This is a genomic window from Methylobacterium sp. WCS2018Hpa-22 (genome assembly GCF_031843785.1).
In the GTDB taxonomy this organism is placed as follows: domain Bacteria; phylum Pseudomonadota; class Alphaproteobacteria; order Rhizobiales; family Beijerinckiaceae; genus Methylobacterium.
On sequence record NZ_JAVTJA010000006.1, the window covers coordinates 164,717 to 191,526 of the forward strand.

General features: G+C 64.9%; 20 protein-coding genes. 6 read left to right on the forward strand and 14 right to left on the reverse strand.

Features of this window, described 5'->3' with window-relative positions; genetic code table 11:
* Position 1 precedes the first annotated feature (1 nt).
* The 3 genes from RQI43_RS10150 to RQI43_RS10160 form a co-directional block, all read right to left on the reverse strand.
* On the reverse strand, positions 2–1,792 hold the full coding sequence (locus RQI43_RS10150) for a hypothetical protein (RefSeq protein ID WP_311275075.1): 1,791 nt from the start codon (positions 1,790–1,792) through the stop codon (positions 2–4).
* Between the two features lie 110 nt (positions 1,793–1,902).
* A complete protein-coding gene (gene flgK, locus RQI43_RS10155) occupies positions 1,903–3,777 on the reverse strand; it encodes a flagellar hook-associated protein FlgK (protein WP_311275076.1) in 1,875 nt (624 codons plus the stop codon).
* 37 nt (positions 3,778–3,814) lie between these two features.
* Entirely contained in the window at positions 3,815–5,188 is a 1,374-nt protein-coding gene (locus tag RQI43_RS10160; protein WP_056431591.1) for a flagellar hook protein FlgE, read from the reverse strand.
* Between the two features lie 242 nt (positions 5,189–5,430).
* Between RQI43_RS10160 and RQI43_RS10165 the strand changes: the two genes are divergently transcribed.
* Positions 5,431–5,898: a BLUF domain-containing protein gene (locus RQI43_RS10165; RefSeq protein ID WP_056431168.1), complete on the forward strand. Its 468-nt coding sequence runs from the start codon at positions 5,431–5,433 to the stop codon at positions 5,896–5,898.
* Positions 5,899–5,953: 55 nt separating this feature from the next.
* A complete protein-coding gene (locus RQI43_RS10170; protein WP_056431165.1) occupies positions 5,954–6,406 on the forward strand; it encodes a response regulator in 453 nt (150 codons plus the stop codon).
* A gap of 20 nt (positions 6,407–6,426) precedes the next feature.
* Here the strand turns inward: RQI43_RS10170 and rsmA are convergent, their stop codons facing one another.
* Genes rsmA through lptF form a run of 5 tightly spaced genes read right to left on the reverse strand, consistent with a single transcriptional unit; the run spans position 6,427 to position 13,292 of the window.
* A complete protein-coding gene (gene rsmA / locus RQI43_RS10175) occupies positions 6,427–7,263 on the reverse strand; it encodes a 16S rRNA (adenine(1518)-N(6)/adenine(1519)-N(6))-dimethyltransferase RsmA (RefSeq protein ID WP_056431163.1) in 837 nt (278 codons plus the stop codon).
* Positions 7,260–8,279: a 4-hydroxythreonine-4-phosphate dehydrogenase PdxA gene (gene pdxA / locus RQI43_RS10180; protein ID WP_056431160.1), complete on the reverse strand. Its 1,020-nt coding sequence runs from the start codon at positions 8,277–8,279 to the stop codon at positions 7,260–7,262. The genes rsmA and pdxA overlap by 4 nt, the downstream gene beginning before the upstream one ends.
* Before the next feature lie 48 nt (positions 8,280–8,327).
* Entirely contained in the window at positions 8,328–10,967 is a 2,640-nt protein-coding gene (locus tag RQI43_RS10185; RefSeq protein ID WP_311275077.1) for an LPS-assembly protein LptD, read from the reverse strand.
* 56 nt (positions 10,968–11,023) lie between these two features.
* Positions 11,024–12,112 carry an LPS export ABC transporter permease LptG gene (gene lptG, locus RQI43_RS10190; RefSeq protein WP_311275078.1) on the reverse strand — a complete coding sequence of 363 codons (1,089 nt, stop codon included), beginning with the start codon at positions 12,110–12,112 and terminating at the stop codon, positions 11,024–11,026.
* Between the two features lie 10 nt (positions 12,113–12,122).
* Complete coding sequence (lptF, locus tag RQI43_RS10195) at positions 12,123–13,292, reverse strand: LPS export ABC transporter permease LptF (protein WP_056431151.1); 1,170 nt, start codon at positions 13,290–13,292, stop codon at positions 12,123–12,125.
* A gap of 239 nt (positions 13,293–13,531) precedes the next feature.
* Here lptF and RQI43_RS10200 point away from each other — a divergent pair, with 239 nt between their 5' ends.
* The 4 genes from RQI43_RS10200 to msrP all read left to right on the forward strand — a co-directional run bounded on the left by RQI43_RS10200 (position 13,532) and on the right by msrP (position 18,708).
* The gene (locus RQI43_RS10200; protein WP_311275079.1) at positions 13,532–15,028 is read left to right on the forward strand and encodes a leucyl aminopeptidase; all 1,497 of its coding nucleotides are present in this window, start codon (positions 13,532–13,534) and stop codon (positions 15,026–15,028) included.
* Positions 15,028–15,804, forward strand: a complete 777-nt coding sequence (locus RQI43_RS10205; RefSeq protein ID WP_311275080.1) for a hypothetical protein — start codon at positions 15,028–15,030, stop codon at positions 15,802–15,804. The genes RQI43_RS10200 and RQI43_RS10205 overlap by 1 nt, the downstream gene beginning before the upstream one ends.
* 104 nt (positions 15,805–15,908) lie before the next feature.
* Positions 15,909–17,612 (forward strand): AMP-binding protein, encoded by a 1,704-nt coding sequence (locus RQI43_RS10210; protein WP_311275081.1) that lies wholly within the window; start codon positions 15,909–15,911, stop codon positions 17,610–17,612.
* Between the two features lie 139 nt (positions 17,613–17,751).
* On the forward strand, positions 17,752–18,708 hold the full coding sequence (msrP, locus tag RQI43_RS10215; protein WP_056431138.1) for a protein-methionine-sulfoxide reductase catalytic subunit MsrP: 957 nt from the start codon (positions 17,752–17,754) through the stop codon (positions 18,706–18,708).
* A gap of 225 nt (positions 18,709–18,933) precedes the next feature.
* Here msrP and RQI43_RS10220 read toward each other — a convergent pair whose 3' ends face one another.
* The 6 genes from RQI43_RS10220 to carB all read right to left on the reverse strand — a co-directional run bounded on the left by RQI43_RS10220 (position 18,934) and on the right by carB (position 26,741).
* The gene (locus RQI43_RS10220) at positions 18,934–19,824 is read right to left on the reverse strand and encodes a LysR family transcriptional regulator (protein ID WP_056431588.1); all 891 of its coding nucleotides are present in this window, start codon (positions 19,822–19,824) and stop codon (positions 18,934–18,936) included.
* A 232-nt stretch (positions 19,825–20,056) separates the two neighbouring features.
* The gene (gene trxB / locus RQI43_RS10225) at positions 20,057–21,031 is read right to left on the reverse strand and encodes a thioredoxin-disulfide reductase (RefSeq protein WP_056431134.1); all 975 of its coding nucleotides are present in this window, start codon (positions 21,029–21,031) and stop codon (positions 20,057–20,059) included.
* Between the two features lie 14 nt (positions 21,032–21,045).
* Complete coding sequence (locus tag RQI43_RS10230) at positions 21,046–22,062, reverse strand: mitochondrial fission ELM1 family protein (protein WP_311275082.1); 1,017 nt, start codon at positions 22,060–22,062, stop codon at positions 21,046–21,048.
* Between the two features lie 34 nt (positions 22,063–22,096).
* Entirely contained in the window at positions 22,097–22,633 is a 537-nt protein-coding gene (locus RQI43_RS10235; protein ID WP_200919173.1) for a hypothetical protein, read from the reverse strand.
* A gap of 18 nt (positions 22,634–22,651) precedes the next feature.
* Positions 22,652–23,128, reverse strand: a complete 477-nt coding sequence (gene greA, locus RQI43_RS10240) for a transcription elongation factor GreA (protein ID WP_187273304.1) — start codon at positions 23,126–23,128, stop codon at positions 22,652–22,654.
* Positions 23,129–23,255: 127 nt separating this feature from the next.
* Positions 23,256–26,741 (reverse strand): carbamoyl-phosphate synthase large subunit, encoded by a 3,486-nt coding sequence (gene carB / locus RQI43_RS10245; protein ID WP_311275083.1) that lies wholly within the window; start codon positions 26,739–26,741, stop codon positions 23,256–23,258.
* Positions 26,742–26,810: the final 69 nt, after the last annotated feature.

Consider the following 26,810-nt stretch of genomic DNA (forward strand, 5'->3'; position numbering starts at 1 on the left):
TTCAGGAAAGGTAATTCGTCAGCGTCAGTTTCGAGAGCATCGAGGTCACCTGGTAGCTCGCCTGAAGCTGGTTCTGAAGTGCCAGGAGCTTCGCGGTGACTTCCTCGAGGGAGACCGTATCGACGCCGTCGAGACTGTCCTGAAGAGTGGCCCTGGCGGCGCGGTTGTCGGTCTTCGTCTCAGTCATGGTCTTGGCCGCCAGGCTCAGATCGCTGGCGATGGACTGTATTCCCTCGCGCCCGGCGGTGGATGTGAGGAGCGAGCGTGAACGTTCCGAGACGGCGAGGTAGCGTGCCGCCTCGGACGTTCCAGTCTGCGTGGTGGTGAAACTTTGCACCGCGACCTGCGCGATCCCGGCGAGGACCGCGCGGATCGGCGCCTCGTTGGCCTGGGCCCCGATGCCGATCGTCCGGTCCGAACCGATCTGCACCGATGCCGTCGCCCGCGGATCGGTCGAGGTATCGTCGCCGGTGTACCAGATGACGGTCGTAGTGCTGGCCCCTTCCGCGTATCCGTTCCCGTCCGCCGATACGCGGCGCGGTGCAAAACCCTCCGTCTTTGACCCGGCGAAGAAATCCTGAGAGGCGCGCGACGCCGAACTCGCCGAGAGGGTCGTCCCGGCCGTCTCCTTCAGCGCGTTCGACAGGGCGGTGGAGATGTTGGCCGCGACGTCACCGGTCAACGAGAACTCGGTGGTGGACTTCGCATCCGCGTTCGCCTTCGCGGTCAGCGTGATCGACTGTGTGGTGCCGTCGCGAAGCGCTAGCTTGAAGGTCAGCGTGTCCCCCGCTGCCGGAGGGGCTTTTACGGCCAGCTCCACAGAGGCCGGCGTGCCGGTGCCGAAATTCGCGGCGAGCCCCAGGGAGGCCTTGCCTTGGATACTGGCAACGGGCTGGTTCTCGAATCTCTTGGTGAGGGCGGCGGCGGTCTCGGCGGCAGTGCCGAGCGGAATCGTATTGGTGGAATCCGCCGGAGGATTGGCGGTGACGATCAGGTCGGTGAAACTCTGAGTTCCATCGGGCTGGTTGATTGCCACGCGGATGCGGTCGCCTTCCGCCGGCGCATTGGCCACGGAGAAGGTGACGTCCGGATTCGTGCGGGGCGCCATCGGCCCCGCCGTGATGGCCGCCGGGTTCGAGCTCGCTGCGGAGACGAGGCTGAAGCCGAAATTCGCGCGTGCTTCCGTGCCTCCCGCGCCGGTACCTTCTTCGCTGACCGTCACGGTGGAGCCCGACACGTTCGTGGAGATGCGGCCATTGCCATTCGGGCCGAGATCGGCGGTGATCTGGTCGCTTACCACGGTCTTGAGGCCGTCGAGGTTGCGGCTCGGCACGCCGTTGAGGATCGCATCCGACGAAGCGACGGGCGGAGCGTCCGAATCGCGACCGCCGAAAATGTAATTGCCGGCGACGTCCTGGTTCAAGGCGTCCACGGCAGCGTCTAGGCTAGTCTTGGCTACCTGCACGGCGTTCGAACCGGACGCGATCGACCCACTATTCAACGAACTCTGGACGATGCCGCTGAGGTTGGAGAGCTGTGTCACCGCCGAACTGGCGACGGTCACCCGCGTCGTGTTCGCGTTGATCGCGGCATCGTAGCCATCGAGCGCGCTCAGCGAGGCGTGGGCAGAGAGGCTGGTAGTTCGCGCAGCACCGATGCCGCCATACGTCTCCGCACTGCGTCCGGTTGTGAGCTGGGCCGTCAATGTTTCGAGTCGCGCCTTCTGGCTGACCAGATTCGCCGTGTTGCGGTCCTGGAAATAGGTGCCTGCCGTGAAGGCGCTGATCGTCATCGTGACCTCGGCGAAAGGGTCTTCACGGGTTTGACCGATGAAAGACGCCGGAGAATTGACCCGAACCGTGGAAACCACGTTTCGGAAGAACCGGATGCCGGAACGAGGCTCTAGATCCGGAGGAGCGTGTCCAACATGTCGCGCGCGGCCGTGAGGACGCGGGCATTGGCGGTATAGGCCGTCTGCAATCCGACGAGCTTCGACATCTCCTCGTCGATCTTGACGCCGGATGTGCCCGCGAACCGGCCCTGCGCTGTGGCAAGGGCAATGCTCTGCCCTTCGTCGAGAAACTGCGCGGTCGCGGTAGCGGCGCCCTGGGCGTCGATGATCTTCTGGGTGAAGTCCTGAACCGAGGTCGTGAAGGGGGCGCTTATGCCTCCGATCCCGCTGGCCGCCGAGAAGGTCCGGCTGGCGGTCGTGAGCGCGTCGTAAAGGAACTGCGGCCGCGTCTTGTCCGATTCGGTGGTCGAGGACGCGATCTTCACCAGCGATTCGGTCTTTGCCGCAACCGCAGGGTTCACGGCGATCCGTTGGGCAAAGCCCGTCAACTGTGAGCCGCCATCGAACGAGCCGGTGAAGAGGCGGGCTTGGCCGCCGCCATCGACGAAAAGCGGGATCTGCGGCTTGCCGTTCGTCACCTCATCGACTGTTTTCGACTGGGTGACGCTCGCGCTGATCCCTTGGATCATCGTGGTCCCGTTCGCCGGGGCTAGGATCCTGACGCCGCCTTTGCCGACCGTGGGGTTGGAGGAGACACTGAAGGGCGAGCCGAGGGCGGCTGCGATCTCGGTGCCAAACTTCGCCGGGTCGCTTCCCACCGTGAACGGGACGATGGTCGCCAGCGGGTCGGTGACATCGGTCCGGTTCACGGCGGCGGGCGGAGTCAGGTTGGACGGAACCAGGATCAGGTTGCGCTGGGCGCCGTTGGCGTCCTTGAGGCTGATCGTGATGGCATTGCCGGCGCTCAGGCCGGTCAGGTCGATGTCGAATCCCGCCCCGCCCGTCGCCGTCGCAGGCGTGCCCACCGCCGAGCTATCGGACAGCGACCGCGACAGGCCGGCCGCGAGATCGTCGAGCTGGCGCTGGGCCTGGGGCAGAACCGTATCGCGCAGTTCGATTCCGGCCGCCAGCGAGCCCGAACGGATCGCGTTCGAGGCCACCAGATCGATCGTTCCGCCGCCCGGCGTGGTCGCCGTGATGGTTCCGACGCCGCGCTGAGCCGGGTCCGCGGAATAGCTGTCCTCCGGGCCGAGCGTGCCCCGGCCGTCGAAGCTCAAAGTCGCTGCGCTGGCCCGGTCGACCAGGGTCATGCCTGAATTGGTCATGACCGTGACGGTCCCGTCGCGCTGCACCGAGGCCTGCACATCGAGATAGCCGGAGAGGGAATTGAGGGCCTGGTCGCGCTGATCGAGTAGGGCGACCTTGGACCCATCGTCGCTGGTGGCCGCGATCTTGACGTTGAGTTGGGCGATGGACGACAGCAGGCCGCTCGCCGCCGACGTATCGTTGGAGAGCTGGCTCTCGGTCGCGGTGCGCAGGGATTGGACTCCCTCCGCGATGCTCCCGATCTTCGTCGCGAGGTTCGAGGCCGCTGCGACGACGGAGGAGCGGGCGGGCGCGGAAGACGGGTCCGCGCCGAGGGTCTGCAGCGACAGGGTGAAGCTGTTCATCACCCCGTCGAGGGCGCTCGTCGTGCCGGGCGTGCCGTAGAGCTTGTCGAGCTGGGTCTGGACGTCCGCCATCATGCCCGTATAGGCCGCGCCAGACGTCTCGAGCCGCAGCTGCTTCACCGAATTCTCGTCGAAGACCCGGTTGATCGTGCCGAGGGCGACGCCGGAATTACCGGGCCCCTGGGCGACGGTGTCGAGCGAGCGCTTGACATAACCGGTGGTGCCGACATTCGCGATGTTCTGCGAGACGATGCCGATGGCGGCCTGAGTGGTCTTCAGGCCGGCCGCGGCCGTGTTCAGGGCTGATAACGACACGCTTGCCCTCCTTCTACGTCACCGGAAAAATCGGACCTCAGCGGATGATGTTGATCAACGCGGACATCATATCCTGCGCGGTCGAAATGACCTTCGTGTTCGCAGAATAGGCCTGTTGGGTTACGATCATCTTCGAGAATTCACTCGCAATGTCCGTATTCGACTGCTCGATGTTCTGGCCTTCGATCGTGGTTCCGTTGAGGCCCGTGACTGGGGCTCCAGAATCGAGGGTCTGACGATAGTTGCCTGACGAATCGGCCTGCAGCCCGTCAGGATTCGTGAATTGCACAACCTTTATTTTGGCCAATGAGACCGTATTCCCGTTGCTATAGCTGCCGACCACATCTCCGGTTTCGCTCACTGAAAGGCTATTCAGCGTACCCGAGCTAAAACCATCCTGCCGGAGAGCAGTGGTCACGAGACCCGCTTGACTGTGAGCAGTCAAACCACTGGCGCCATAGTCAAATGACACCGGTCCAAGGGCAACATTGTCGATGGTAAGGCCAGAGAGGGCGATGGAATCACCAGCAGGATTTGTGAGTTTACCGCCCCCATCAAACTGAAACGCGGTGCCGACATTCGTCCAGGTCGAGTCAATTCCGCCATTCGTGCTGCTGTTGGCGTAAAACAGGTTCCACACATCCTCCTTGGCAGGGACAGTGCCTGCCGCAGGCGAGGCATCCTGAACTTTGGCCCATCGCATGTTCAAGGTGGCTGGTGCTCCACTGTCGGAATAAGCCGTCAACAAAGGGCCAGGAAGGCTACCGGCAATAAGGACACCAGCGTCGGCCGCACTAACGATCCCTGTTTGATTAGTACCACTTAAAACCACTGGATTCGTTGAGGATTGAGTAAAAGTCTTTCCAACTAAAGAAACAGAAGGAGTTTCTGGAAGATTCGCTGTGTATTCAATCTTGGTCGTTGGCTTTGCAGGCACCGGCAATCTTGAAATCTGGATCGGACCTTCGCCCGTAGCGAGACCAGTTGCTGGATCGAGACTAGTTCCGGTCAGGTAGGCACCGCCGCCATTACGAAGAAAGCCTTCAGCATCGTTCGTGAAATCGCCGCGGCGCGTGTAGAGGTTTCCTGCCGAGAACGAAGTCTGACCGTTGACGTCGCTGGTCTTCGTCTGCACGGCGAAGAAACCCGGCCCGTTCAAGGCGATGTTGGTCGGGATCTCGGTGGCGATAATGTTGCCTTGAATCGAGTTGGTCAGAACGGAATTCGCCCTGACGCTGCCGGAGACCTGACGATCGGGCGCCTGCTCGGCGACGAGGTCGACGAAGCTGGTATCGACGCGCTTGAAGCCCGTTGTCTGCGAGTTGGCGATGTTGCCGGAGATGTTCTCGAGGGAAAAGCCCTGAGCCTTCATGCCCGAGACCGCCGTCTGCAGCGCGGAAAACACATCCATGACCGGCAACCTTTGTTGAAAATGACGTGGACCGAAACTGGTTCATTCCATCATCCGCAAGCGGGATGCCAAATCTAAGTCATTGAAATCACAGGATAATATTTACGGAGGGCCGGCAAGAATGGCCTTTTCCCGAGGCACCCGGCAGCTTTTGCCGGTTCCGTAAAAGCTTGGCGCGTCGTTTACCCAGCGTTATGCCTGTGCCGATTATCATCCAGCCGTGAGCGCAACGGGCGGGGATCATGAAGAGCAAGCGGACGACCCTTGTCCACCTCATCTACTTCTCCCGCCTGAATCTCGCGGCGGACGCGGCAGGCCGGACGCGTCAGCTCGGCGAGATCACCCGTCAGGCTCAGAAGAAGAACGAGTTTTCGGTGATCACCAGTTTCCTGCTGGTGGAACAGAATTTCGCCGCCCAGATCATCGAGGGCGAGCGCACCTCCGTGAACGACACGTTCGGCCGGATCAGCAACGACACCCGGCATCGCGACGTCCAGATCGTCGAGTGGCGCGAGATCGTGAAGCGGGAATTCGTCAACTCGTTCGTGACCGTCATCCGCAACCCAGCGAACGACGCGGTCTTCCAGAAGGCCGGCTTGCTGCCGATGTTTCAGCGCGGCACGCCGAAAGCCGGGGTCATCCATTCTCTCGCGGTTGCACTCCAGGCCGAATCCATGGCCAAACAGGGTATCGACCATCTTTTCGTCTGATATTCCATCTCAGCCTTCCTGACGTCGGATATCCGACCCTGAGCTTCGAAAGCCCATGAGCGAGACGCCACCGATCCTGATTGTCGACGATCAGGAGAAACTGTTGAAGCTGGTCATCCTTCTGATGACGCGGATCGGTTTCCCCGACGTCGATGGCGTGACCAGCGGTCCCGACGCGTTGGAGCGGCTGCGCGAGCGCAAATACGCCCTGGTCATCTCGGATCTGGCCATGGAGCCGATGGACGGGCTGACATTGCTGCGCGAAATCCGCGGCGACGATGCTCTGATGAACACGCCTTTCATCCTCACCGAAGCCTCCTTCGATTTCGAGGACATCAACCTCGCTCACCAGGCCGGCGCAGACGCCTTCATCCTGAAGCCGTTCGATATGTCGGTGCTGAAATCGAAGCTGAAGCAGGTCATCAACCGCAAGCCGCGCCGCCGCGAGGCGCCGCTTGCAGCCGAATCCGCCTTGAACGTCGATTTCCCGATGCTGGGAAAGTTCTGAGCGGCCGAGCGTCGGCGCGATCAGTCCAGCGCGCGCGCCATCGCGACGAAGCCCGCCACCGGTACTTCTTCCGCTCTGGCCGTCTCCACAATTCCCGCCGCGTCGAGCAGGCGCGCCGGATCGGGTGTGGCGGCCTTCAGACTCTGGCGCAGCATCTTGCGACGCTGACCGAACGCCGCGCGCGTCACTCGTTCGAGCGCCGTCACCGAACAGGGGAGGGGCGTGTGCCTTGGCCTCAAATGGACCACGCTCGATGTCACCTTCGGTGGCGGTACGAAGGCCGAGGGCGCCACGTCGAACAGGATATGCGCCTCGGTGCGCCAGCCGCAGAGAACGCCCAGGCGTCCGTAATTCGCACGGTCGGATTCGTCCGCGACGATCCGTTCAGCCACCTCGCGCTGGAACATCAACGTCAGGGATTCCCACCAGGGTGGCCATGACGCTTCGGTCAGCCACCCGGTCAGCAGCGGTGTCCCGACATTGTAGGGAAGGTTTGCGACGATCCGCACCGGCCCGTCGCCGACGAGGGGGCGCGGGTCGAACCGAAGCGCGTCGGCATCGACGACATCGAGACGACCGGGGTAATGCGCGGCGATCTCTGCGAGGGCGGGGAGGGCGCGCGGATCGCGCTCGATCGCCACCACGCGGGCGGCGCCCGCCGATAGGAGGGCCCGCGTCAGGCCGCCGGGGCCGGGTCCCACCTCCACCACCGTGACGCCCTCGAGCGGGCCGGCCGCGCGTGCGATCCGCCCGGTAAGGTTGAGGTCGAACAGGAAGTTCTGTCCGAGCGCCTTCTTCGGCGCGAGGTCGTGTTTCAGCACGACATCGCGCAGGGGCGGGAGACCGTCGTCGCTCAAGAGTGCTGACCTGCAAGTCTGGCGGCAAGGCGCAGGGCGCCGATGAGACTGTCCGGCCGCGCGATGCCCTTGCCGGCGATATCGAAGGCCGTGCCGTGGTCGGGGGAGGTCCGAATGAAGGGCAGGCCGAGGGTGACGTTCACGCCGTCGTCGAAAGCGATGGTCTTGATCGGGATCAGCGCCTGGTCATGGGTCGGTGTCAGCGCGACGTCGTAGTTCGCCCGGGCGCGGGGATGAAACAGCGTGTCCGCCGGAAGCGGACCCCTGATATCGATCCCCTCGTTCTGGAGTTGCGCCACGGCGGGTTCGAGCACGTCGCGGTCCTCCGTTCCCATCGTGCCGGCCTCGCCCGCATGCGGGTTCAGCCCCGACAGGACAAGGCGCGGATGGGCGATTCCGAACCGATCGGTGAGGTCGCGCGCCACGATCCGCGCCGTCTGGACCACGAGGTCCTGGGTCAACAGGTCCGGCACCCGGCGCAGGGCGACGTGAATCGTCACCGGGACCACGGCGAGCGTTTCGCTCCACAGCATCATCACCGGAAGGGGCGCGGCTTTGCCGGGCTCCACCGCGAGGGCCGCGAGGAACTCCGTATGACCGGGATAGGCGAAGCCGACGCTGGTCAGGACGTATTTCGCGATCGGATTGGTCACGAGGGCGATCGCCTCGCCAGACCGGACCAGACCGACCGCCGTCATGATCGATTCGAGGGTCGCGCCGGCATCCGCCGCACTCGGCCGTCCGGCCACGGCGCCGACCCGGGTGCCGCTCGGCAAGGGCATCACCGGGAGTGCGCGGGGAAAGACCTCGACTGCGAGATCGGGTCCGACCTCCGCCACCGGAACCTGAAAGCCGAGGCTGCTCGCCCGCCCCTCGATGAAATCGGGATCGCCGATGAGGAAGAACGGCGGAAGCCCGGCCCCTTCGTCCCGGGCCAGCCAGGCCATGAGAGCGATCTCCGGACCGATACCGGCCGGATCGCCCATCGTGAGCGCAATGGGTCTATGCACCGTCATGGCCTGTTTCGTCGCCGAATGAAGGCGAGACCGGGCTCTCGCCCAATCTCACCGGGTCGCCGCGATGCCGTCGGCCGTGCTCGCGATGTTGACGTTCTGGCGCAGGTCGACTTCGCCGAGGGTCTTCAACTCGACGCGCAGCAGCACGGTGCGGTTGCGCTCCGTGACGCCGAGGGCCGCAGCCGTCGGAGAGACGATGTAGTTGAGCGAGAAGGTGGTGCACTCGTCCTGATAACCGCCGCCGATGCTCAATCCGGCGAGGTTGGCGCGGCCGGGATTGGTATAGACGGGCGCCGCGCCGACGGGATTGGCGAGATAGGACGTGTAGGCGTTGGCGAAATTATCGCGCACGTCGAGATAGTGCGTGAGATCGACGAGGGCCGAGCCGGTGACGAACCAGTTCGGGGTGATGTGGTAGGTCGCCGACGCGGTCAGGCCCTCTCTGCGGTTGTTGAAACCAAGCAGGGGCTGGGCAGCGTAGTAGGAGTAGAACATCGACAGGTCGATGGGCGCGAAAGGCGCGAGGCGCGCGATGACGCCCGTCTCCATGCGGTTGACGGAGAAGTCCCGCTGTTCGAAGCGCGCACGGCTGACGAAGCTGATATTCTGGTTCGGCGACAGCTGGAACCGTCCGACATAATCGGATTCCCGACGCTCGAGGCCGGAATCGAGGCCGACATTGGCGAGGTCGCCGCGACGGAACGAGTTGACCCCGGCGACCTGGATGGATTCGCCGAACATCACGTTCGCGTACCAGCCCGACGGCGTCACCACCGAGTATTGCGCGCCGAGATTGGTACGGACGCCGCCCTCGACGCGGTCGTAGCCGGAGAACTTGTCCCATTCGAACAGCGACGTGTCGTCGAAGACGAGGCTCTGCGCGTCCTCGTTGGGTAGGCGCCCGATATGGGTCTCGCTCGGACGGATCACGACCTGCGCGATGGGTTCGAGCGTATGAACGCCGAGGGGGCCGAAATTGCTCACGAAGGGATAGCGGTAATCGAGGCCCACCGCCGGCATGACCCTCCCTGAGAAATCCGAATCCGTGGTGCTGATCGTCTGCGCCAGGGCGTTCTGATAGCCGGAATTACGGGGGTCGACGAAGAAGGCGTCGGTGCGCAGATAGGCGAAGGGCGTGAACACCTGGCCGGCATCGTCGATGAAGGTCCGGCGCCATGACAACTGCGCCGATGCGCGCGTGTTGCTGCCCGCCAGGCCGCGGATGATGCAGGTGCTGCGCGTGAAGGTGGTGCAGGTCTCGTAGAGCGAATAGGTCGTCCCGTTGACCGTGGGGTTGAAGTAGTAGGAGCCCGTGCGCGGGATCGCCTGGAAATCCGTGGCCTCGCGGTCGAGATGCGTGATGTTTGCCTCGAAGCGCACTTCGCCGCCGAGGAAGCCGGGACCGTTGATCCGCTTATCGTAGTCGATCACCGGAGCGACGATCGGCTGCTCCTTCTGCCAATCGTAGCTCGACAGGCCCTTGAAATAATATGCGCGCGCCTCGAACCACGAGCGGTCACCCTGACCGATCAGGTAGGCCGTCGACACTGCTTCACGGAAGTAATCCGTGGTGATGCTCGAATTGCGAACGCGGTAATTGTCGAGGAACCATTTGTCGGTGACGCCGACGACGTCCCAGCCGGTGCGCCAACGGTCGTTGATGTAGAAATTACCCTTGGACTCGATCGAACCACGGAAGTCGCGGTCCCCCGCGCCGAGCGGGCCCGGAAGGAAGGCGCTGGGCGTCGTCTGGAAGATGCCGGTGGCGCGAATGGTATAGGAACCGGTCTCGAGCCGGTGACGCAGTTCGCCCTGGCCGAGAATCCCCTGCTCGCTCAGGAAGGAGGGCGACAGGGTGATATCGAAATTCGGCGCGACGTTGATGAAGAACGGCGTCGAGATGCCAGTGCCGAGCGCGGTGGAGTTGATGAAACGCGGCGTGAGGAAGCCGGTCTTGCGCTTCACCGTCGGGTCCGGCGCCTCGAAATAAGGCAGGTAACCGACGGGGATACCGGCGATCTCGAGGGTCGATTCCTCGAACCCGATGATGTGGGTCTCGTTGTTGTGGATGATCTTGGCGGCGCGCACCTGCCACAGCGGCGGCGTCTCCGGGTTGTTCTTGCACGGCTCGCAGGCCGTGTAGGTGCCGGATTCGAAGGTCGTCTGCTCGCCGTCCACCCGCTCGCCGCGCGGCGCGGAGAAGCGCGTCCGCACCGGCTGGCCCCGCATTTCGACGGTCTGCTGGATGCGCAGGGCATCGACGAACCCGTTCCGGAAATCGTCCGTCAGCTCCATCGTATCGCCGGTCACGACGGCACCGGTCTCGTCGGTGAGACGGACATTGCCTTCGGCGAAGACGCGACTGCTGGCCCGGTCGTAGCGGACACGGTCGGCCTGAAGGGTACGCGGGCCGTAATGAAGCTCGGCATTGCCGCGCGCCGTGACGGTGTTGTTGTCGTTGTCGTAGATCAGCTCGGCGGCTTCGACGAGAAGCCGCTCGGCCGGCTTACCCGTGGGGGCAGGCGCGGGCTGCGCGGCAGCCTTGGGCGGAGTAGCCTTGCGGGCCTGGCCCTTGTCGCTTCGACCGGTCGCCTGCGCGCTCGCTCCATCGGTGCCGAGCGTGAGCGCGGCGCCGGAGACGAACGCCAGCAAGCCGGCGAGCTTTGCGATGTCGGAGACTTTACGCAACCCGTGTCCCAACCTCTGCCTCGGCCTCGTTTCGCATCCCGTCACCGACAACGGCATCAGCCGTCCTCCTGATAGAGAAGCGTGAGCGTACCGAGAAGACTCCCTACCACGGCCGGGAACCATGCCGCCACCGGGGGCGACACGATGCCTGATGCGCCGAGGCCTTCCATGACCTGCCGCGCGACGTAAAGGATGAACCCCGCCGCCACGCCGCCAAGCACAAGCTTGCCCACTCCACCAAAGCGGAAGAACCTTAAGGAAACGCTGGCTGCCACGAGCACCATGGCAACGAAGAGAATGGGCCTCGCCATGAGGACATCATACTGGAGTCGGTAGCGCGTCGCATCCAACCCGGCCCGCTCCGTCCGTGCGATGGTCTCGTTCAGTTGCCAGAAAGGCACAGATTCCGGAGGCGTGAAGCGCTGCTTCACCTGACCGGGATCGAGATTGGAGGCGAGGATATAGGTGTCGTAGCCCTCGGGCGGCTGGCCCTTGGTGAGGAGCCGCGCGTCCTGAAGGGACCAGTAACCGTCGTGCAGCGTCGCACGCGCGGCTTCGATCTGCGACAGGAACACCCCGTTCTCGTCGAACGTGTAGACCGATACCCCCGCCAGGGTGGTGCTACCCTCGATCGCCGTCCCGGCACGGAGGATCGCCTGTCCGTCGAGACTGTTCTGGCGGATCCATAAATCCTTGCCGGAATTGGCCTTCGTGGATTTCGCGAAGATCCTGGCCTCGATCTCGGTCGAGCGCTGCTTCATCGCCGCCGAGAGGGGATTGTAGACCCCCACCGTGAAAGCCCCGATGGCCAGCGCCACCAGGATGCCGGGCTGGAGGAACTGCCAGGCGGAGATTCCGGCGGCGCGCGCGACGACGAGTTCGAGCTTGCGCGACAGCTGCAGCAGGGCCGCCATGGAGCCGAACAGGATCGCGAAAGGCAGGACGCCCTCGGCGACGGCCGGGGTCCGGTAGAGCGAGAGCTGGGCCATCAAACTTGTGGACGCGCCCTCGGTGTCGCCGGCGCGCCGCAGCAATTCGACGAAATCCAGGGTGTAGACCAGGGCGAAGACGGTGATGAACACGCCGAGCACCGTGCGCAGGAAGCGCAGGGCGAAGTAGCGGCCGAGGGTGAAGCCGATCATCATCGCGGCGGCCTCACCTGTCGCCGAGGCGCGGCCGGCGCAGGATGGCGCGGCCGAAATTCGTCAGGGTCATGGAGACGCGCGCGTTCCAGTCCCGCACGGCGGCCCCGTTGAACACGACGAGGCAGGAGATCGCCAACGCCAGAATCGGGGCGGCGTAGATGGCGAAGACGGCGCCCTGGCTTCGCACGGCCGCGCTGCTGGCGGCGAAGCCCGCGATGCGCAGCACGATGACGGCGATGACCGCACCCGCCATTGCCAGACCGCGACCCTGGCGCGTCGTGCGCGGATCGCCCAAAGCCGCGAAGGCGATGAGGGTCAGGGCGAGAGGATAGAGCCAGGCCGAGAGCCGGTCATGCACTTCGGCGCGGAAACGGCCCTTCTGCGTCTGGTAGTAGGATTCGCTGGTATCGGGGAAGAGGAGTTGCGCGGTCGACCGTTCGCGCGGCTTGTAGACGGTCTCGCCGTCCGGCGGCGTGAAGGCCGCGAGATCCACCGTGTAGCGCTCGAAGGTGATGATCGAGGAATCCCGTGAATCCTTCTGCTGCCGGTGAATGCTGCCCTTCTCGAGGGCGAGATAGCTCTGCCCCTCGTAATCCACCGCCTGTCCCTGCTCGGCGAGATAGACCACCGTCTTCCCGGCCTCGCGCTTGTCCTGGATGAAGATGCCTTGGAGCGTGCCGCCGGGGCCGCGCTCGCGGAAATGGAAGGTGATGCCGCTGTCGAGCTCGGTGAACTGGCCCTCCTTCACCACATTGGCGATGAAGTCGCCGCGCACGCGGGTCAACACGTCGCGCAGTTCCTGGAACGAGGACGGCATCACCTGGATCGTCAGAAAGGCGACGCCCGCGCTCACGATGAGTCCCAGGGTGAGGAAGGGACGCAGGATCCGGCGCGGCTGCATGCCGGCGGCCGACATGACGATGAGTTCGGAATCGCCGTTCAGCCGGTTCAGGGCGTAGACGACGGCGATGAACAGCGCCACGGGCGCGATGACGGTGATCAGCGTCGGCACCGAAAGCCCGGTGATCAGGAAGAAGATGACGAGGGTCTGGCCCTTGGCCGTGATGAGGTCGAGCTCACGCAGGGCCTGCGTCACCCAGATCGTGCTCGTGAGGCCGATCAGGCAGGCGAGAAAGGCCCCGGCCGCGATCCTGAATATGTAGCGCTCGATTTGCGTCATCGGATCTCGCGGCGGGCCCTAGCGCATGGCGTCCGTGGGACGCGTCCCACGGGCCTTCCTCATGCCCCCCGGCATCGTGCCCGTCCACCGATGTCGATCACTCTGGGGCACTTCAATTCGGGCGGTTTCGCGGCGGGCGGATCGCGTTGCGTTCTCCGCATCAATGGGTACACAGGGAGTGTCGCGGCGGCGCGTGTTCCGCCGCACGCACCAATCCTGACCTTCGGAAAGCGTGACTTATGGCGGACGGTATCACGATCGCATTCGGGCCGCTCGGCCCGGTCGGCCACGGCGACATCGTTCTCTTCGTCGGCGATGATCTGGCTCTCTCCCCCGCTGTCGCACAGGCCGTCGGCCGCGGCGCGTCCGATCTGGTGGCGCGCGCCGCCGCGAGCGAGCGGTTCAAGGGCAAGTCGCTCACCTCCCTGGCGCTGCCCGCGCCCGCCGGGCTCGATGCCGACCGGTTGCTGGTCATCGGCCTCGGTTCGGAGAAGGATCGCGCCAAGATCGATTGGCCGGCGCTCGGCGGTTATGCCGCGAGCAAGCTCAGCGGCCGCCAGGCCCATGTCGCCCTCGATTGGCCCGGCGCGTCGGTGAGCCCGGCCAATGCCGCCGATTTCACTCTCGGAGCGCGCCTGCGCGTCTACAGTTTCGACCGCTACAAGACGAAGAAGAAGCCCGAGGGCGAAGAAGGCCGCGTCACCGCGCTCACGCTCATGGTCGGCGATCCTTCGGGAGCCGAGGCGGCGGCCAAGCAGTCCGAGGCCGTGGCCGGCGGCGTCCTGCTCGCCCGCGAACTCATCAACGAGCCGCCGAACGTGCTCTACCCGGGGGAATTCGCCCGGCGTGCGGAGGAGTTGACCAAGCTCGGCGTCGAGGTCGAGGTTCTCGGCCCCGGTAAGCTCGAAGCCCTCGGCATGGGCGCGCTCCTCGCCGTCGCGCAGGGCTCCACCCGCGAAGCGCGCGTGGTCGTGATGCGGTGGAACGGCGGCGCCGATGCGTCCGAGGCGCCCATCGCCTTCATCGGCAAGGGCGTGTGCTTCGATTCCGGCGGCATCTCCATCAAGTCCGCCGGTGGCATGGAAGACATGAAGGGCGATATGGGCGGGGCCGCCTGCGTCGTCGGCACGATGTTCGCGCTCGCCTCGCGCAAGGCGAAGGTCAACGCCATCGGGGCGATCGGCATCGTCGAGAACATGCCGGATGGCGGCGCGATGCGCCCCGCCGACATCGTCACCTCGATGTCCGGCCAGACCATCGAGATCATCAACACCGACGCCGAGGGACGTCTCGTCCTCGCCGACGTGATCTGGCACGTGCAGAGCGCCTACAAGCCGAAATTCATGATCGATCTGGCGACGCTCACCGGCGCGATCATCGTCGCCCTCGGCCAGGACATCGCCGGCATGTTCTCGAACGACGACGGACTCGCCGCCAAGATCGCCGCCGCCAGCGAGGCGACCGGCGAGGCGGTGTGGCGGATGCCGCTGATCCCGGCCTACGACAAGGCCATCGATTCGAAGTTCGCCGACATGAAGAACACCGGCGGCCGCCATGGCGGCGCGGCCACCGCCGCCTCGTTCATCAAGCGCTACGTCAACGACGTTCCCTGGGCCCATCTCGACATCGCCGGCGTGGCGATGTCGTCGAGCCCCAGTGAGATCAACCGGAGCTGGGGTGCGGGCTGGGGCGTGCGCCTCCTCGACCGGCTCGTCCGCGACAATTACGAAGCGTGATGCCATCCGGCGGCGCGTCGGCGGTGCTCGTCCCGGCCGCCGCCACTTCTCCCGTAGGCGCGATCTCACCGCTCGTGCCTGCGGCATTCCCGCTGATGGCCGCGTTCCTCGCGCTGTGCGCCACGGCCGTGACCGGGCTGAGCCAAGCCTCGCCGCTTCCGCCCGAGCTGGCGGCGCGGTTCTACGGCTTCTTCCTGCAGCAATACCCGCTCTTCACCTTCGCCATCGTCTATGGCTTGGCGAGGCTCGTCGCGATGGCGGCGACAAGCACCGCGTCCCTTCCCCGGCGCATCGTCGGTGTCCTGTTGGGGGCCACGCTACTTCTCGCCCTCAGCCTCTATCCGACCTTCGGCGGTTTCGTGCTTCGCGCAGGCTTTGCCACCGGTGGCATGACCTTCCTCACCTATCAGCCGATGAGCGTTGCCTTCGCCCTCGGTTCCGCTTCGTCGGCCTTCGTGTTCGGCTCGGCCCTGGCGGTGGGCGCACTCCTGATCGGCGGCCGAACCTCGGCGGCATCCTGGGGTCGACGCCTCGCCACCGGCCTTCTCCGCAGCGGCGCGGGCTTTCTCGCGTTATGGTTCGCTTTCGCAGTGATCGGGCAGGCTCATATGGCGGGCTTCGGCCCCTGGCCCAGGCGCGCTCTATCGACTGGCGAGGCGGGTTTGGGAGCGTCCCTCGTTCTCGCCGCGTTTCTGCCTCATGCCATACTCGTGTGGCTGGCACTTCGTGACAGATCGCGGCGGAAGAAACCCGGCGCCCCGTCGATTGCGGTTTGATCCGATGACAGGGACGTCGAAAAGATAGTTTACATATGAACGAAGGCGGCACCAAGCCGCTGCGCGGATAACAAGCCGCCGCGCACATCAGAGGGAGGATCGAGATGGTCCAAGGCACGGCCCCCGGGCCGGTTTCCGTGCGCCCATGGCTTTCCATGTATCCGCCCGGCATACCCGCCGAGATCGACGTCACCAGCCCGCGCACCCTCGTCGACATCCTGCGGCTCAGCACGACGCAATGCGCCGCTCGTCCGGCCATCCGATGTTTCGGCACATCCGTCACCTATGCCGAACTCGGTGCCTCCGCCGATGCCATTGCGGCCTGGCTGGTCGCCGAGGGGTTCGGCAAGGGCGACCGGATCGCCATCATGATGCCGAACGTGCCGGCCTATCCGGCGACGATCTATGGAATCCTTCTGGCCGGCTGCGTCGTGGTCAACGTGAACCCGCTTTACACGCCCCGTGAACTAGCGGTGCAGATCAACGATTCAGGCGCGAAGGCACTCTTCGTCCTCGAGAATTTCGCCCATACGGTCGCCGGCGCGGGCGCCGACCTCGACCTCGATCGGATCGTCGTCGCCGGCCCGGGTGACGGGCTTGGCCTCAAGGGCCGGATCATCGATCTCGCCGCGCGCCATATCAAGAAGGCGGTGCCTCCCTATCGACTGCCCACGGGGAAGACGTTGCGCTTCGACGCGGTCGTGCGCCGCGGGCGAAGCCTGCCGAAAGTGTCCGTCCCGGTCGGACCGCAGGATCTCGCCTTCCTGCAATATACCGGGGGTACGACGGGCGCGGCCAAGGCGGCGATGCTGACCCATGCCAACGTCGTCGCCAACGTGGCTCAGTGCCGGGTCTGGTTCTGCGTGTCGGAGACCGATGGGGTCGACCGGGTGATGGTCACGGCTCTGCCGCTCTATCACATCTTCGCCCTGACCGGCTGCTTCTTCCTGTTCATGAGCATCGGCGGATGCTGCCTGCTCATCCCCAATCCACGCGACGTGGACGGGTTCGTGAAGACCCTGAAGGGCAATCGCTTCACGCATATTTCCGGGGTGAACACGCTCTTCAACATGCTCAACAACCACCCGAAGATCACCGAGGTGGATTTCTCCGCAATCCACTTCGTCATCGCCGGTGGCATGGCCGTGCAGGCTCCTGTGGCGGCCAAGTGGAAGGCGATCACGGGCAAGTCCATCGTCGAGGGCTACGGATTGTCGGAAACTTCCCCCGTGGTCTGCGTGAACGACCCGAGGGCGGATTGGACCGGTACGATCGGCTTTCCGGTTCCCTCGACCGATGTGGCGATCCGTGATGCCGAGGGGAGAGACGTCCTTCCCGGCGAGCCGGGCGAACTCTGCGTGCGTGGTCCACAGGTCATGGCGGGCTATTGGAAGCGGCCGGACGAGACTGCGCTGGCAACGACCAGCGATGGCTATTTCCGCACCGGGGACGTGGCGGTGCTTCAGGCAGACGGACAGGTACGCATCGTCGACCGGATGAAGGACATGATCCTGGTCTCGGGCTTCAACGTCTATCCGAACGAGGTGGAGGAAATTCTCGTCGGCCATCCCGGCGTGCTCGAATGCGCGGTGGTCGGCACCCGATCCGAGGAGACCGGCGAGATGGTGGTGGCGCATGTGGTGCTCAAGAATAAGAGCATCGATGTCGAGGCGCTGCGGAGCTACGCGCGTTCGCAGCTGACCGGCTACAAGGTGCCGAGGCGCATCGTCTTCCACGACGCGCTGCCGAAGACCAATGTCGGCAAGGTGCTTCGCCGGGCCCTGCGCGACGACGCGGCGCGCCCCTGAGCGGCGCGTCGACGTAACCGGTGGCGGCCTCTCATCGAATGGTGACGATAGGCCTCGCTTGCACTGATGCGCGGCGGGGACGATCTTCGCGGGATACAGCCGCCGCAAGCGGCGATCCCACCATTTTCGAGGACGGCACATGTACATCAAGCGCAGTCGCGGCTGGGAAATGCCTGAGCGCCTCGCGACGCCCGAGAGCGTCTTCCTCAACCGCCGCGCCTTGCTGGGCGGGGCTGCGGGCCTCGCCGCGACGTCTCTCGTCGGCGTCGAGCACGCATTCGCTGCCGCCGATCCGACGAGCGGTCTCTATCCGGCGGCGCGTAACGATGCCTATACGCTCGACCGTCCGCTGACGGCCGAGAAGTTCTCGGCCGATTACAACAACTTCTACGAGTTCGGTACGTCGAAGACCGTGCTGCCGGCTGCTAATGCGCTAAAGACCCGCCCCTGGACCATCAAGATCGACGGATTGGTCGAAAAGCCGTTCGAGATCGGGATCGACGATCTGGTCCGCAAGATGACCCTCGAGGAGCGGCTGTACCGCCATCGCTGTGTCGAGGCTTGGTCGATGTCGGTGCCCTGGACGGGTTTCCCGCTCTCCAAGCTCGTCGCCCTGGCAAAGCCCGCATCCGGTGCGAAATACGTTCGCATGGAGACGTTCATGGACAAGGCCATGGCGCCGGGCCAGCGCTCGTTCCTCTATCCGTGGCCCTATGTCGAGGGTCTGACGATGGAGGAGGCCAACAACGACCTCGCCTTCATCGCCACGGGCATCTACGGCAAGCCGCTCGCCAACCAGTTCGGCGCGCCGATCCGCCTCGCGGTGCCGTGGAAGTATGGCTTCAAATCGGTGAAGTCGATCGTGAAGCTGTCCTTCGTCGCCGAGCGGCCGAAGACGTTCTGGGAAGGCCTCCAGGCCTCGGAATACGGTTTCTGGGCCAATGTGAACCCGGCAGTGTCGCATCCGCGCTGGAGCCAGGCATCGGAGCGCGTACTCGGCACCGACCAGCGTGTTCCGACGCTGATCTACAACGGCTACGGCGAGCAGGTGGCCGGGCTCTACAAGGGTCTCGAAAACGAGCGCCTGTTCGTTTGAGGCCCGGTTTGATCGGCTTTTTCGGTGGAAGCTTATGCCGAAGCCGATCATCCCAGCAGATCACCTCATCCTGAGGAGCCCTTTGCTTGAGCAAAGGGCCTCGAAGGAGAGCTCCAGCTGTCGTGCTATCCCTGGTAGCCTCCTTCGAGGCTGCTACGCGACACCTCAGGATGAGGTAAAGCCCTGGATTAACAACGCAAACAGGCCTTGAGAGACTTCTTCCGGTCAGTAGGTCCAGCGCTGGGCCTTCGCCACGAGGAAGTCCCTGAAGGCCTGCACGCGCGCCACGGAGCGCATTTCCTCGGCATAGACGAGGTAGCTCTCCATATGCGGCATCTCGACGTCGCGCAGCACCTGCATAAGGCCGGTCTGCCCCTCGACCGCGTAATCCGGGAGGATACCGATGCCGGCGCCGGTTTCCATCGCCTTCTGCAGGGCGGCGATATTGTTGACGGTGAAGTGGATCGTTCTCCGCTCCTGGCCTTCACGGCCGACGGTGGACAGCCAATGGGTCGCCAGCAGGTAGGAGGGTTCGTTGCCGCCGAATGAGACGAGGCGGTGATTGTCTAGGTCCGCGATGGATTTCGGCTCGCCGAACCGCTTCACGTAATCGGCCGAGGCGAAGGCATGGTAATGCACCGTGAACAGCCTGCGCTGGATCAGGTCCGGTTGGGCGGGTCGCCGCATCCGAACCGCGACGTCGGCCTCGCGCATGGCCAGATCGAGTTCCTCGTTGGTGAGGATGAGCTCGACGCGGACGTCGGGATAGAGGTCCAGGAATTCCGCGACACGCTGGGCGAGCCAGGAGGTGCCGAGACCCGTCGTGGTCGTCACCTTGAGGTCGCCGCTCGGACGCTCGCTCGTCTCAACGAGGCGCGCCCGGGTGTTCTCCAGTCGCAGCTTCATGTCCCGCGCGGCCCGGAACAGCAGGTCGCCCTGCTCGGTCAGGATGAGGCCCCGGGCGTGGCGGTGAAAGAGGGGAGCCTTCAACTCGCGTTCGAGGGCGCTGATCTGGCGACTGACCGCCGACTGGCTCAGGCCGATATCGTCGCCCGCGCGGGTGAAGCTGCCAGCCTCGGCAACGTTGAGGAAGATCCGGATCTTGTCCCAGTCCACGGCGTCCAACCCCCTCACGCAGCCCCGTTCCGACGACCGGACTCCCGATGCCGGACCCGGTTCGGTCTGGGATCGGTCTTTGCCGTGTCTCGGTGTGCCCGGCCGCCGTTTCCTACGGTTCGGCCAAACAACACGGGACGCCGAGCCGATGGAACTCGGCTCGTGCTGGTTTTAGGACAACGATCTTGCGATTAGGTTGACGCCCGACGCAAGGCGCCGAACGAAAATTTCCCTATTCGGCGGCAGCCTGCTGTGGGGTTTCACCCAGTTCGAGGGCCGCGAGGTACTTTTCAGCCTCCAGCGCCGCCATGCAGCCCATGCCGGCCGCGGTGATCGCCTGCCGGTAGACATCGTCCGTCACGTCGCCGGCGGCATAGACACCGGGGATCGCCGTCTCGGTCGTGCCCGCCTTCGTCTCGATGTAGCCGCCATGGCGCATGGCGAGCTGTCCCTCGAAGATCCCGGTCGCCGGCTGATGCCCGATGGCGACGAAGACGCCGTCGGCCTTCCGCTCGGTGATCGCGCCCGAGCGCACGTCCTTCAGGCGCAGATGAGTGACCGAGGGCGGTGACTGGCTGCCGCAGATCTCCTCGATCGCGTGATGCCAGACCACTTCGACGTTGGGATGCTTGAACAGGCGCTCCTGCAGGATGCGCTCCGCACGGAACTCGCCCCGGCGATGGACGACCGTGACCTTCGAGGCGAGGTTGGCGAGATAGAGCGCCTCCTCGACGGCCGTGTTGCCGCCGCCGACCACCACGACCTCCTTGCCGCGAAAGAAGAACCCGTCGCAGGTAGCGCAGGCCGACACGCCGAAGCCCTGGAACTTCGCTTCGGACGGCAGGCCGAGCCATTTCGCCTGCGCCCCTGTGGCGATGATGAGCGCGTCGCAGGTGTAGGTTTCGCCGGAATCGGCTTCCAGATGGAACGGCCGCGCCTGCAGATCGACCTTGGTGATGTACTCGGACACGATCTTCGTGCCGACATGCTCGGCCTGGAGCTTCATCTGCTCCATCAGCCACGGTCCCTGAATCGGATCGGCGAAGCCCGGATAATTCTCGACATCGGTCGTGATCATCAGCTGGCCGCCCGGCTGGAAGCCGGAGATCAGGAGCGGCTCGACCATGGCGCGGGCCGCATAGATGGCGGCGGTGTAGCCGGCCGGGCCTGAGCCGATGATGATGAGCTTGGAATGGTGGGGGGCCATGGTTCGGACGTCTCCTACGGCCGCGACGCAGGTGCGAACCCGGCGCGGTGCTCGATATAGGCGCGGGCCATAGCTTCTGCGATGGTCGGCGTCGCGTCGAGGGGGGTGTAATGCAACTCTTCCAGACGGCCGGTGAAGGGCTTCAGCGCGCCCGCCATGGCCAGGCCGGCGAAGAGCCGCCTGTGCCGGATGTAGGTTTTCGGGAGATCGAAGAGAAGCACCGGCGCGCCGGTGCTCACCGCTTCCCCCACCATATTGGCCGAATCCGACGTGACCACGATGGCGTCGGCGAGCGCCAGCAGCGACACGTAGGGGTTCGCCCCCGTACCGTCCCAGAAGAATCCCTGTTTCTCTTCAACGAGGCGCTGCAAGGCCGAACGCAGGGGCGACGGCGTGCGGCGGGACACCGTGAGCATGAGCGACGCACCGCCATCGGCCAGCTTCGTCAGATGGGCGAGAAGCCGCTTCATGTCGGTCGTACGGTAGCTCAGATGGCGGCTGTCACCCCCGATCAATACCGCTACGCGAGGCTTCGAAAGATGGGTCAGACGGGGGTCGGATGAGCGGCGCGCAGCCGCCAAACGTGCCGCCGTCACCTGGTGCGGCGCCGTCAGCGTGGTGAGCACGTTCGGCCCGCGAAGATCGTCGTAATCCGGTACCCAGATGAAATTCGCAGTGTCGTGGCCTGTCCGCGGATCCTTCAGGAAGGCCGTAAAGGTCTGGCCTTTCGACGCTTTTCGGATCGCGCGAAGGTAGGGAACGGCGCGGCGGCCCGAGGCGATCACGATCTCGGGAAAGGGACCGGCCAAGGCACCGCCGCGCTGGCCCGGGCGGTCGCGCGGGTCGATCGGTCCCCACGGGGCGAGCCAGCCGAAGGGAGGGCGCGGCGAGACGCGGCGGATCTCGTAGTCCAGACCGAGCGTTTCTGCCAGACCGATGCACTGGTTCTCATCCCCGGCCTTGCCGTCCGTAACGATCCAGGCGCCGAGATGAGCGAGTTTTGCGGACACGAGTTCACCAGCAGGTCGCATCACACCGGCTGCTCCCAAGATCGACATGGCTGCGTCAGTTCGACGGGAATGCTCGGCGCAACCAGCCGGCATAGTGCCGGGCTATCGCGGCTACGCGGCGGCGTTCCGAATCCATGTCATACCATGCCCCGCCCGAGCTCGATGGCAGGGCTGAAAGCTGCGGATGCCGGGCAAGCACCTCGCCCCGACGCCCGACGAGCAGGGCTTCGCCATCGAGATAGTCGGATTGCGAGCCGCCACCAAAGCCGCTGCGGCCGCCTTCGCTGCCGGTATAGGGACGTAGCGAAAGGCTCTTGATCCTCACCACCAGAACCGGTCCGGTCCCGCCGAGCCTGTCGGCAAATTCCTGATTCAACGCAGTCAGGAGATCCCCGCGAAGCGCCTCCGCGGGGGCACCGCCGCCCTGAACCAGCAAAGGCCCCACATCCACACGGATGGCCGACAGTTTCGAACTACCGAAGGACGAAAGCCCTTGGGCGAGGGTCGGCGCGGCCATAGCGAGAAGAGCGGCGATAGCGATCGCCGCTCTCTGCAAGATCCTGACTGAAAGGCGGCATGCCGCCGGCTTCATGATGAGATCTCTCCGACGTCAGACGCCGTACTGGACCGCGACCACTTCGTAGGACTTGCCGCCACCCGGCGTCGTCACCTCTACGGTGTCGCCAACGCCCTTACCGATGAGAGCGCGAGCGATCGGGGAGGTGATCGAGACGAGACCCGAACGGACATCTGCCTCGGGCTCACCAACGAGCTGGTAGGTCTTCTCTTCCTCGGTATCCTCGTCCACCAGTTTCACGGTGGCGCCGAACTTGATCTTGGTGCCGGACAGCTTGGTCACGTCAATCACCTCGGCCCGGGCGATCATGCTCTCGAGCTCCATGACGCGGCCCTCGTTGTGGGACTGCGCTTCCTTGGCGGCATGATACTCAGCATTTTCCGAGAGGTCGCCGAGCGCGCGCGCTTCAGAGATGGCCTGGATGATGCGCTGACGCTCCACCTGCTGGCGATGCTTCAGCTCGGCTTCCAGCGCAGCGAACCCGCGCACCGTCATCGGAACCTTGTCTATCGTCATCGTCTCGCGCCACAATGAATAGGCCCGGTCGGGAGCGGAATGCTCCCTCCGGGCCAGAGTAAGATGGTCTTGAAGCCTTGGCACCTGCTACGTCCAATCAAGTCGGACGCAGCATCAAATGTTAGGCCGCGAAGTATTCCTGCAAAGCGCGGACTTGGAGATCACCTTCGAGATAGGCCTTGATCCCCTCGGCCGCTGCCATCGCTCCGGCTAGAGTGGTGTAGTACGGGACTTTATGCAAGAGGGCCGCCCTGCGCAGGGAGCGCGAGTCCGAGAGTGCGCCTGCGCCTTCCGTCGTGTTGAACACCAGCTGGATGTCGCCGTTCTTGATCGAATCGACCACGTGCGGCCGGCCCTCCAGCACCTTGTTCACCCGCTCCGTGGGGACGCCGTTCTCCAAGAGGTAGCGCTGCGTCCCGCTGGTGGCGACGATGACGAAACCTGCCTCCGACAACTCCCGGATGGCCGGCAGGATGCGGGCCTTGTCGGCATCACGGACCGAAACGAACACCGCGCCGCTTTTCGGCACGAGGGTGCCCGAGCCGAGCTGGCTCTTGGCGAAGGCGACGCCGAAACTCGAATCGAGGCCGATGACCTCACCGGTGGAGCGCATCTCCGGTCCGAGCAGGACATCGACGCCAGGGAAACGGGCGAAGGGGAACACGGCTTCCTTGACGGCGATGTGGTCGAGGACCTTGGGCTTGAGCCCGAAACTCGCGAGCGGCTCGCCGGCCATGACACGCGCCGCGATCTTGGCGATGGGCTCGCCGATAACCTTGGCGACGAAGGGTACCGTGCGGGATGCCCGCGGGTTCACCTCCAGCACGTAGATCGCGCCGTCCTTGATGGCGTATTGCACGTTCATCAGGCCGCCGACCTGTAGGGCCAGCGCCATCGCTCTGGTCTGGCGCTCCAGTTCGGCGATGGTCTCGGGCGAGAGCGAGCGCGAGGGCAGCGAGCAGGCGGAATCGCCCGAATGGATGCCAGCCTCCTCGATGTGCTCCATGATGCCGGCGATATAGACGTCCTTGCCGTCGCAGATGGCATCCACATCGATCTCGGTGGCATCCGAAAGATAGCGGTCGAACAGGAGCGGGTTCTTACCCAGCACCGTGTTGATCTGGCCGGTCTTGTCGTTGGGGTAGCGCGATTTCACGTCCGACGGGATCAGGCTCGGCAGAGTGTCGAGGAGATAGTCGGCGAACTGGACCTCGTCGCGAATGATCGCCATGGCGCGGCCGCCCAGCACATAGCTCGGCCGCACCACGAAGGGCAGGCCGAGATCCGAGGCCACGAGACGGCTCTGCTCGACGGAATAGGCGATGCCGTTCTTCGGCTGCTTCATCCCGAGCTTGTCGAGGAGGCGCTTGAACTGGTCGCGGTCCTCGGCGAGGTCGATAGCGTCCGGTGAGGTGCCGAGGATCGGCACGCCGGCCGCTTCGAGCGCGCGGGCGAGCTTCAGCGGGGTCTGGCCGCCGAACTGGACGATGACGCCGTGCAGTGTGCCGGCCTGCCGCTCGGTCTCGATGATCTCGAGCACGTCCTCCTGCGTCAGCGGCTCGAAATAGAGCCGGTCGGAGGTGTCGTAGTCGGTGGAGACCGTCTCCGGGTTGCAGTTGACCATGATGGTCTCGTAGCCGGCCTCGGTGAGGGCGAAGCAGGCGTGACAACAGCAATAGTCGAACTCGATGCCCTGGCCGATACGGTTGGGCCCGCCGCCGAGGATGATGACCTTCTTGGCGTCGGTGGGCTGCGCCTCGTCGACCACGGTGCCGGCGAAGGGCGCCACGTAGGTGGAGTACATGTAGGCGGTGGGCGCCTTGAACTCGGCCGCGCAGGTGTCGATGCGCTTGAAGACCGGGCGAACGCCCAGCGCCCGGCGGGCGGCACGGACGCTGTCCTCGTCGGTCTTGGCGAGCACGGCGAGACGGGCATCCGAGAAGCCCGCCGCCTTGAGTTGGCGCAGCGCGCCGGGTGTGGTGGGGATGCCGTGGGCCTTGACCCGGTTCTCCAGGTCGATGATCGCCTGGAGTTGCTCTAGGAACCACGGATCGATCTTGCACGAGGCGTGGACCTCCTCGTGGCTGACGCCGAGGCGGAGCGCCTGACCCACCTTCAGCAGACGGTCCGGGGTCGGCGTGCCCAGGGCCGCCTTGATGGCGTTGTGGTCGTCGCCCTTGCCGAGCCCCTCGATCTCGATCTCATCGAGGCCGGTCAGGCCGGTCTCCAGGGAGCGAAGCGCCTTCTGCAGCGATTCGGCAAAGCAACGGCCGATGGCCATGGCCTCGCCCACCGATTTCATCGCCGTGGTCAGCGTCGGCTCGGCGCCCGGGAATTTCTCGAAGGCGAAGCGCGGGATCTTGGTGACGACGTAGTCGATGGTCGGCTCGAACGAGGCCGGGGTCGCGCCGCCGGTGATGTCGTTGGCGATCTCGTCGAGGGTGTATCCCACCGCGAGCTTGGCCGCGACCTTGGCGATGGGGAAGCCCGTGGCCTTGGAGGCGAGCGCGGACGAGCGCGACACGCGCGGGTTCATCTCGATGACGATCATCCGTCCGGTGGCCGGGTCGATGGCGAACTGCACGTTCGAGCCGCCGGTCTCCACGCCGATCTCACGCAGCACCGCGAGCGATGCATCGCGCATCACCTGATACTCTTTGTCCGTGAGCGTCAGGGCCGGGGCCACGGTGATGGAATCGCCGGTATGGACGCCCATCGGATCGATGTTCTCGATGGAGCAGACGATGATGCAGTTGTCGTTCTTATCACGAACGACCTCCATCTCGTATTCCTTCCAACCGAGGACGCTCTCCTCGATCAGGACCTCGTTTGTCGGCGAAGCGTCGATGCCGCGCTCCACGATGTCGAGGAATTCTTCCCGGTTGTAGGCGATGCCGCCGCCGGTGCCGCCCATGGTGAAGGAGGGGCGGATGATGGCCGGGAGGCCGACTTCGGCCAGCGCGATCAGCGCCTGTCCGATGGCATGCTCGCCGTAGCGCTTGCGCCGGTCGGACTCGCCTGCGTGCCACTTCTTCTCGAATGCGGCGAGGGCGGCCGGGCGAGTGGCCTCGCCGGTGGAGGTCTCGATCCGGGCGATCTCGGCGAGGTACTTTTCGCGATCCACCTTCTTGGCGGCGGATGCGTTGGCGACGGCCGATTTCGGCGTTTCCAGGCCGATCTTGGTCATCGCGTCGCGAAACAACTGCCGATCCTCGGCCTTGTCGATGGCCTCGGCCGTTGCGCCGATCATCTGGACGTCGAATTTTTCGAGTATGCCCAGCTTCTTGAGCGAGAGGGCGCAGTTCAAGGCCGTCTGGCCGCCCATGGTCGGCAGCAGGGCGAAGCCGCCGGGAAGGACGTGACGCTCCTTCTCGATGATCTTGGCAACGATCTCCGGCGTGATCGGCTCGACATAGGTCGCATCCGCCATGTCCGGGTCGGTCATGATGGTCGCCGGGTTCGAATTGACCAGCACGATCCGGTAACCCTCCTCGCGGAGGGCCTTGCAGGCCTGCGTCCCGGAATAGTCGAACTCGCAGGCCTGCCCGATCACGATCGGACCGGCACCGATGATGAGGATCGTGGAGAGGTCGGTGCGTTTCGGCATCGGGCGCCTTGGCTTGCGGACGCGCGCATCCGTCAAGCGCGGCGCCACAATCTGGAGCGGGCCGGATAT

What these genes read in the sequence shown, in the direction of transcription:
- RQI43_RS10150 (WP_311275075.1), bottom strand. Translation starts at nt 1,792, where the DNA reads ATGACGATCAGCGCCTTCACGGCAGGCACCTATTTCCAGGACCGCAAC.
- RQI43_RS10160 (WP_056431591.1), bottom strand. Translation starts at nt 5,188, where the DNA reads ATGGATGTGTTTTCCGCGCTGCAGACGGCGGTCTCGGGCATGAAGGCT.
- RQI43_RS10165 (WP_056431168.1), top strand. Translation starts at nt 5,431, where the DNA reads ATGAAGAGCAAGCGGACGACCCTTGTCCACCTCATCTACTTCTCCCGC.
- RQI43_RS10170 (WP_056431165.1), top strand. Translation starts at nt 5,954, where the DNA reads ATGAGCGAGACGCCACCGATCCTGATTGTCGACGATCAGGAGAAACTG.
- pdxA (WP_056431160.1), bottom strand. Translation starts at nt 8,279, where the DNA reads ATGACGGTGCATAGACCCATTGCGCTCACGATGGGCGATCCGGCCGGT.
- lptG (WP_311275078.1), bottom strand. Translation starts at nt 12,112, where the DNA reads ATGATGATCGGCTTCACCCTCGGCCGCTACTTCGCCCTGCGCTTCCTG.
- lptF (WP_056431151.1), bottom strand. Translation starts at nt 13,292, where the DNA reads ATGACGCAAATCGAGCGCTACATATTCAGGATCGCGGCCGGGGCCTTT.
- RQI43_RS10200 (WP_311275079.1), top strand. Translation starts at nt 13,532, where the DNA reads ATGGCGGACGGTATCACGATCGCATTCGGGCCGCTCGGCCCGGTCGGC.
- RQI43_RS10205 (WP_311275080.1), top strand. Translation starts at nt 15,028, where the DNA reads ATGCCATCCGGCGGCGCGTCGGCGGTGCTCGTCCCGGCCGCCGCCACT.
- RQI43_RS10210 (WP_311275081.1), top strand. Translation starts at nt 15,909, where the DNA reads ATGGTCCAAGGCACGGCCCCCGGGCCGGTTTCCGTGCGCCCATGGCTT.
- msrP (WP_056431138.1), top strand. Translation starts at nt 17,752, where the DNA reads ATGTACATCAAGCGCAGTCGCGGCTGGGAAATGCCTGAGCGCCTCGCG.
- trxB (WP_056431134.1), bottom strand. Translation starts at nt 21,031, where the DNA reads ATGGCCCCCCACCATTCCAAGCTCATCATCATCGGCTCAGGCCCGGCC.
- RQI43_RS10230 (WP_311275082.1), bottom strand. Translation starts at nt 22,062, where the DNA reads ATGCGACCTGCTGGTGAACTCGTGTCCGCAAAACTCGCTCATCTCGGC.
- RQI43_RS10235 (WP_200919173.1), bottom strand. Translation starts at nt 22,633, where the DNA reads ATGAAGCCGGCGGCATGCCGCCTTTCAGTCAGGATCTTGCAGAGAGCG.
- carB (WP_311275083.1), bottom strand. Translation starts at nt 26,741, where the DNA reads ATGCCGAAACGCACCGACCTCTCCACGATCCTCATCATCGGTGCCGGT.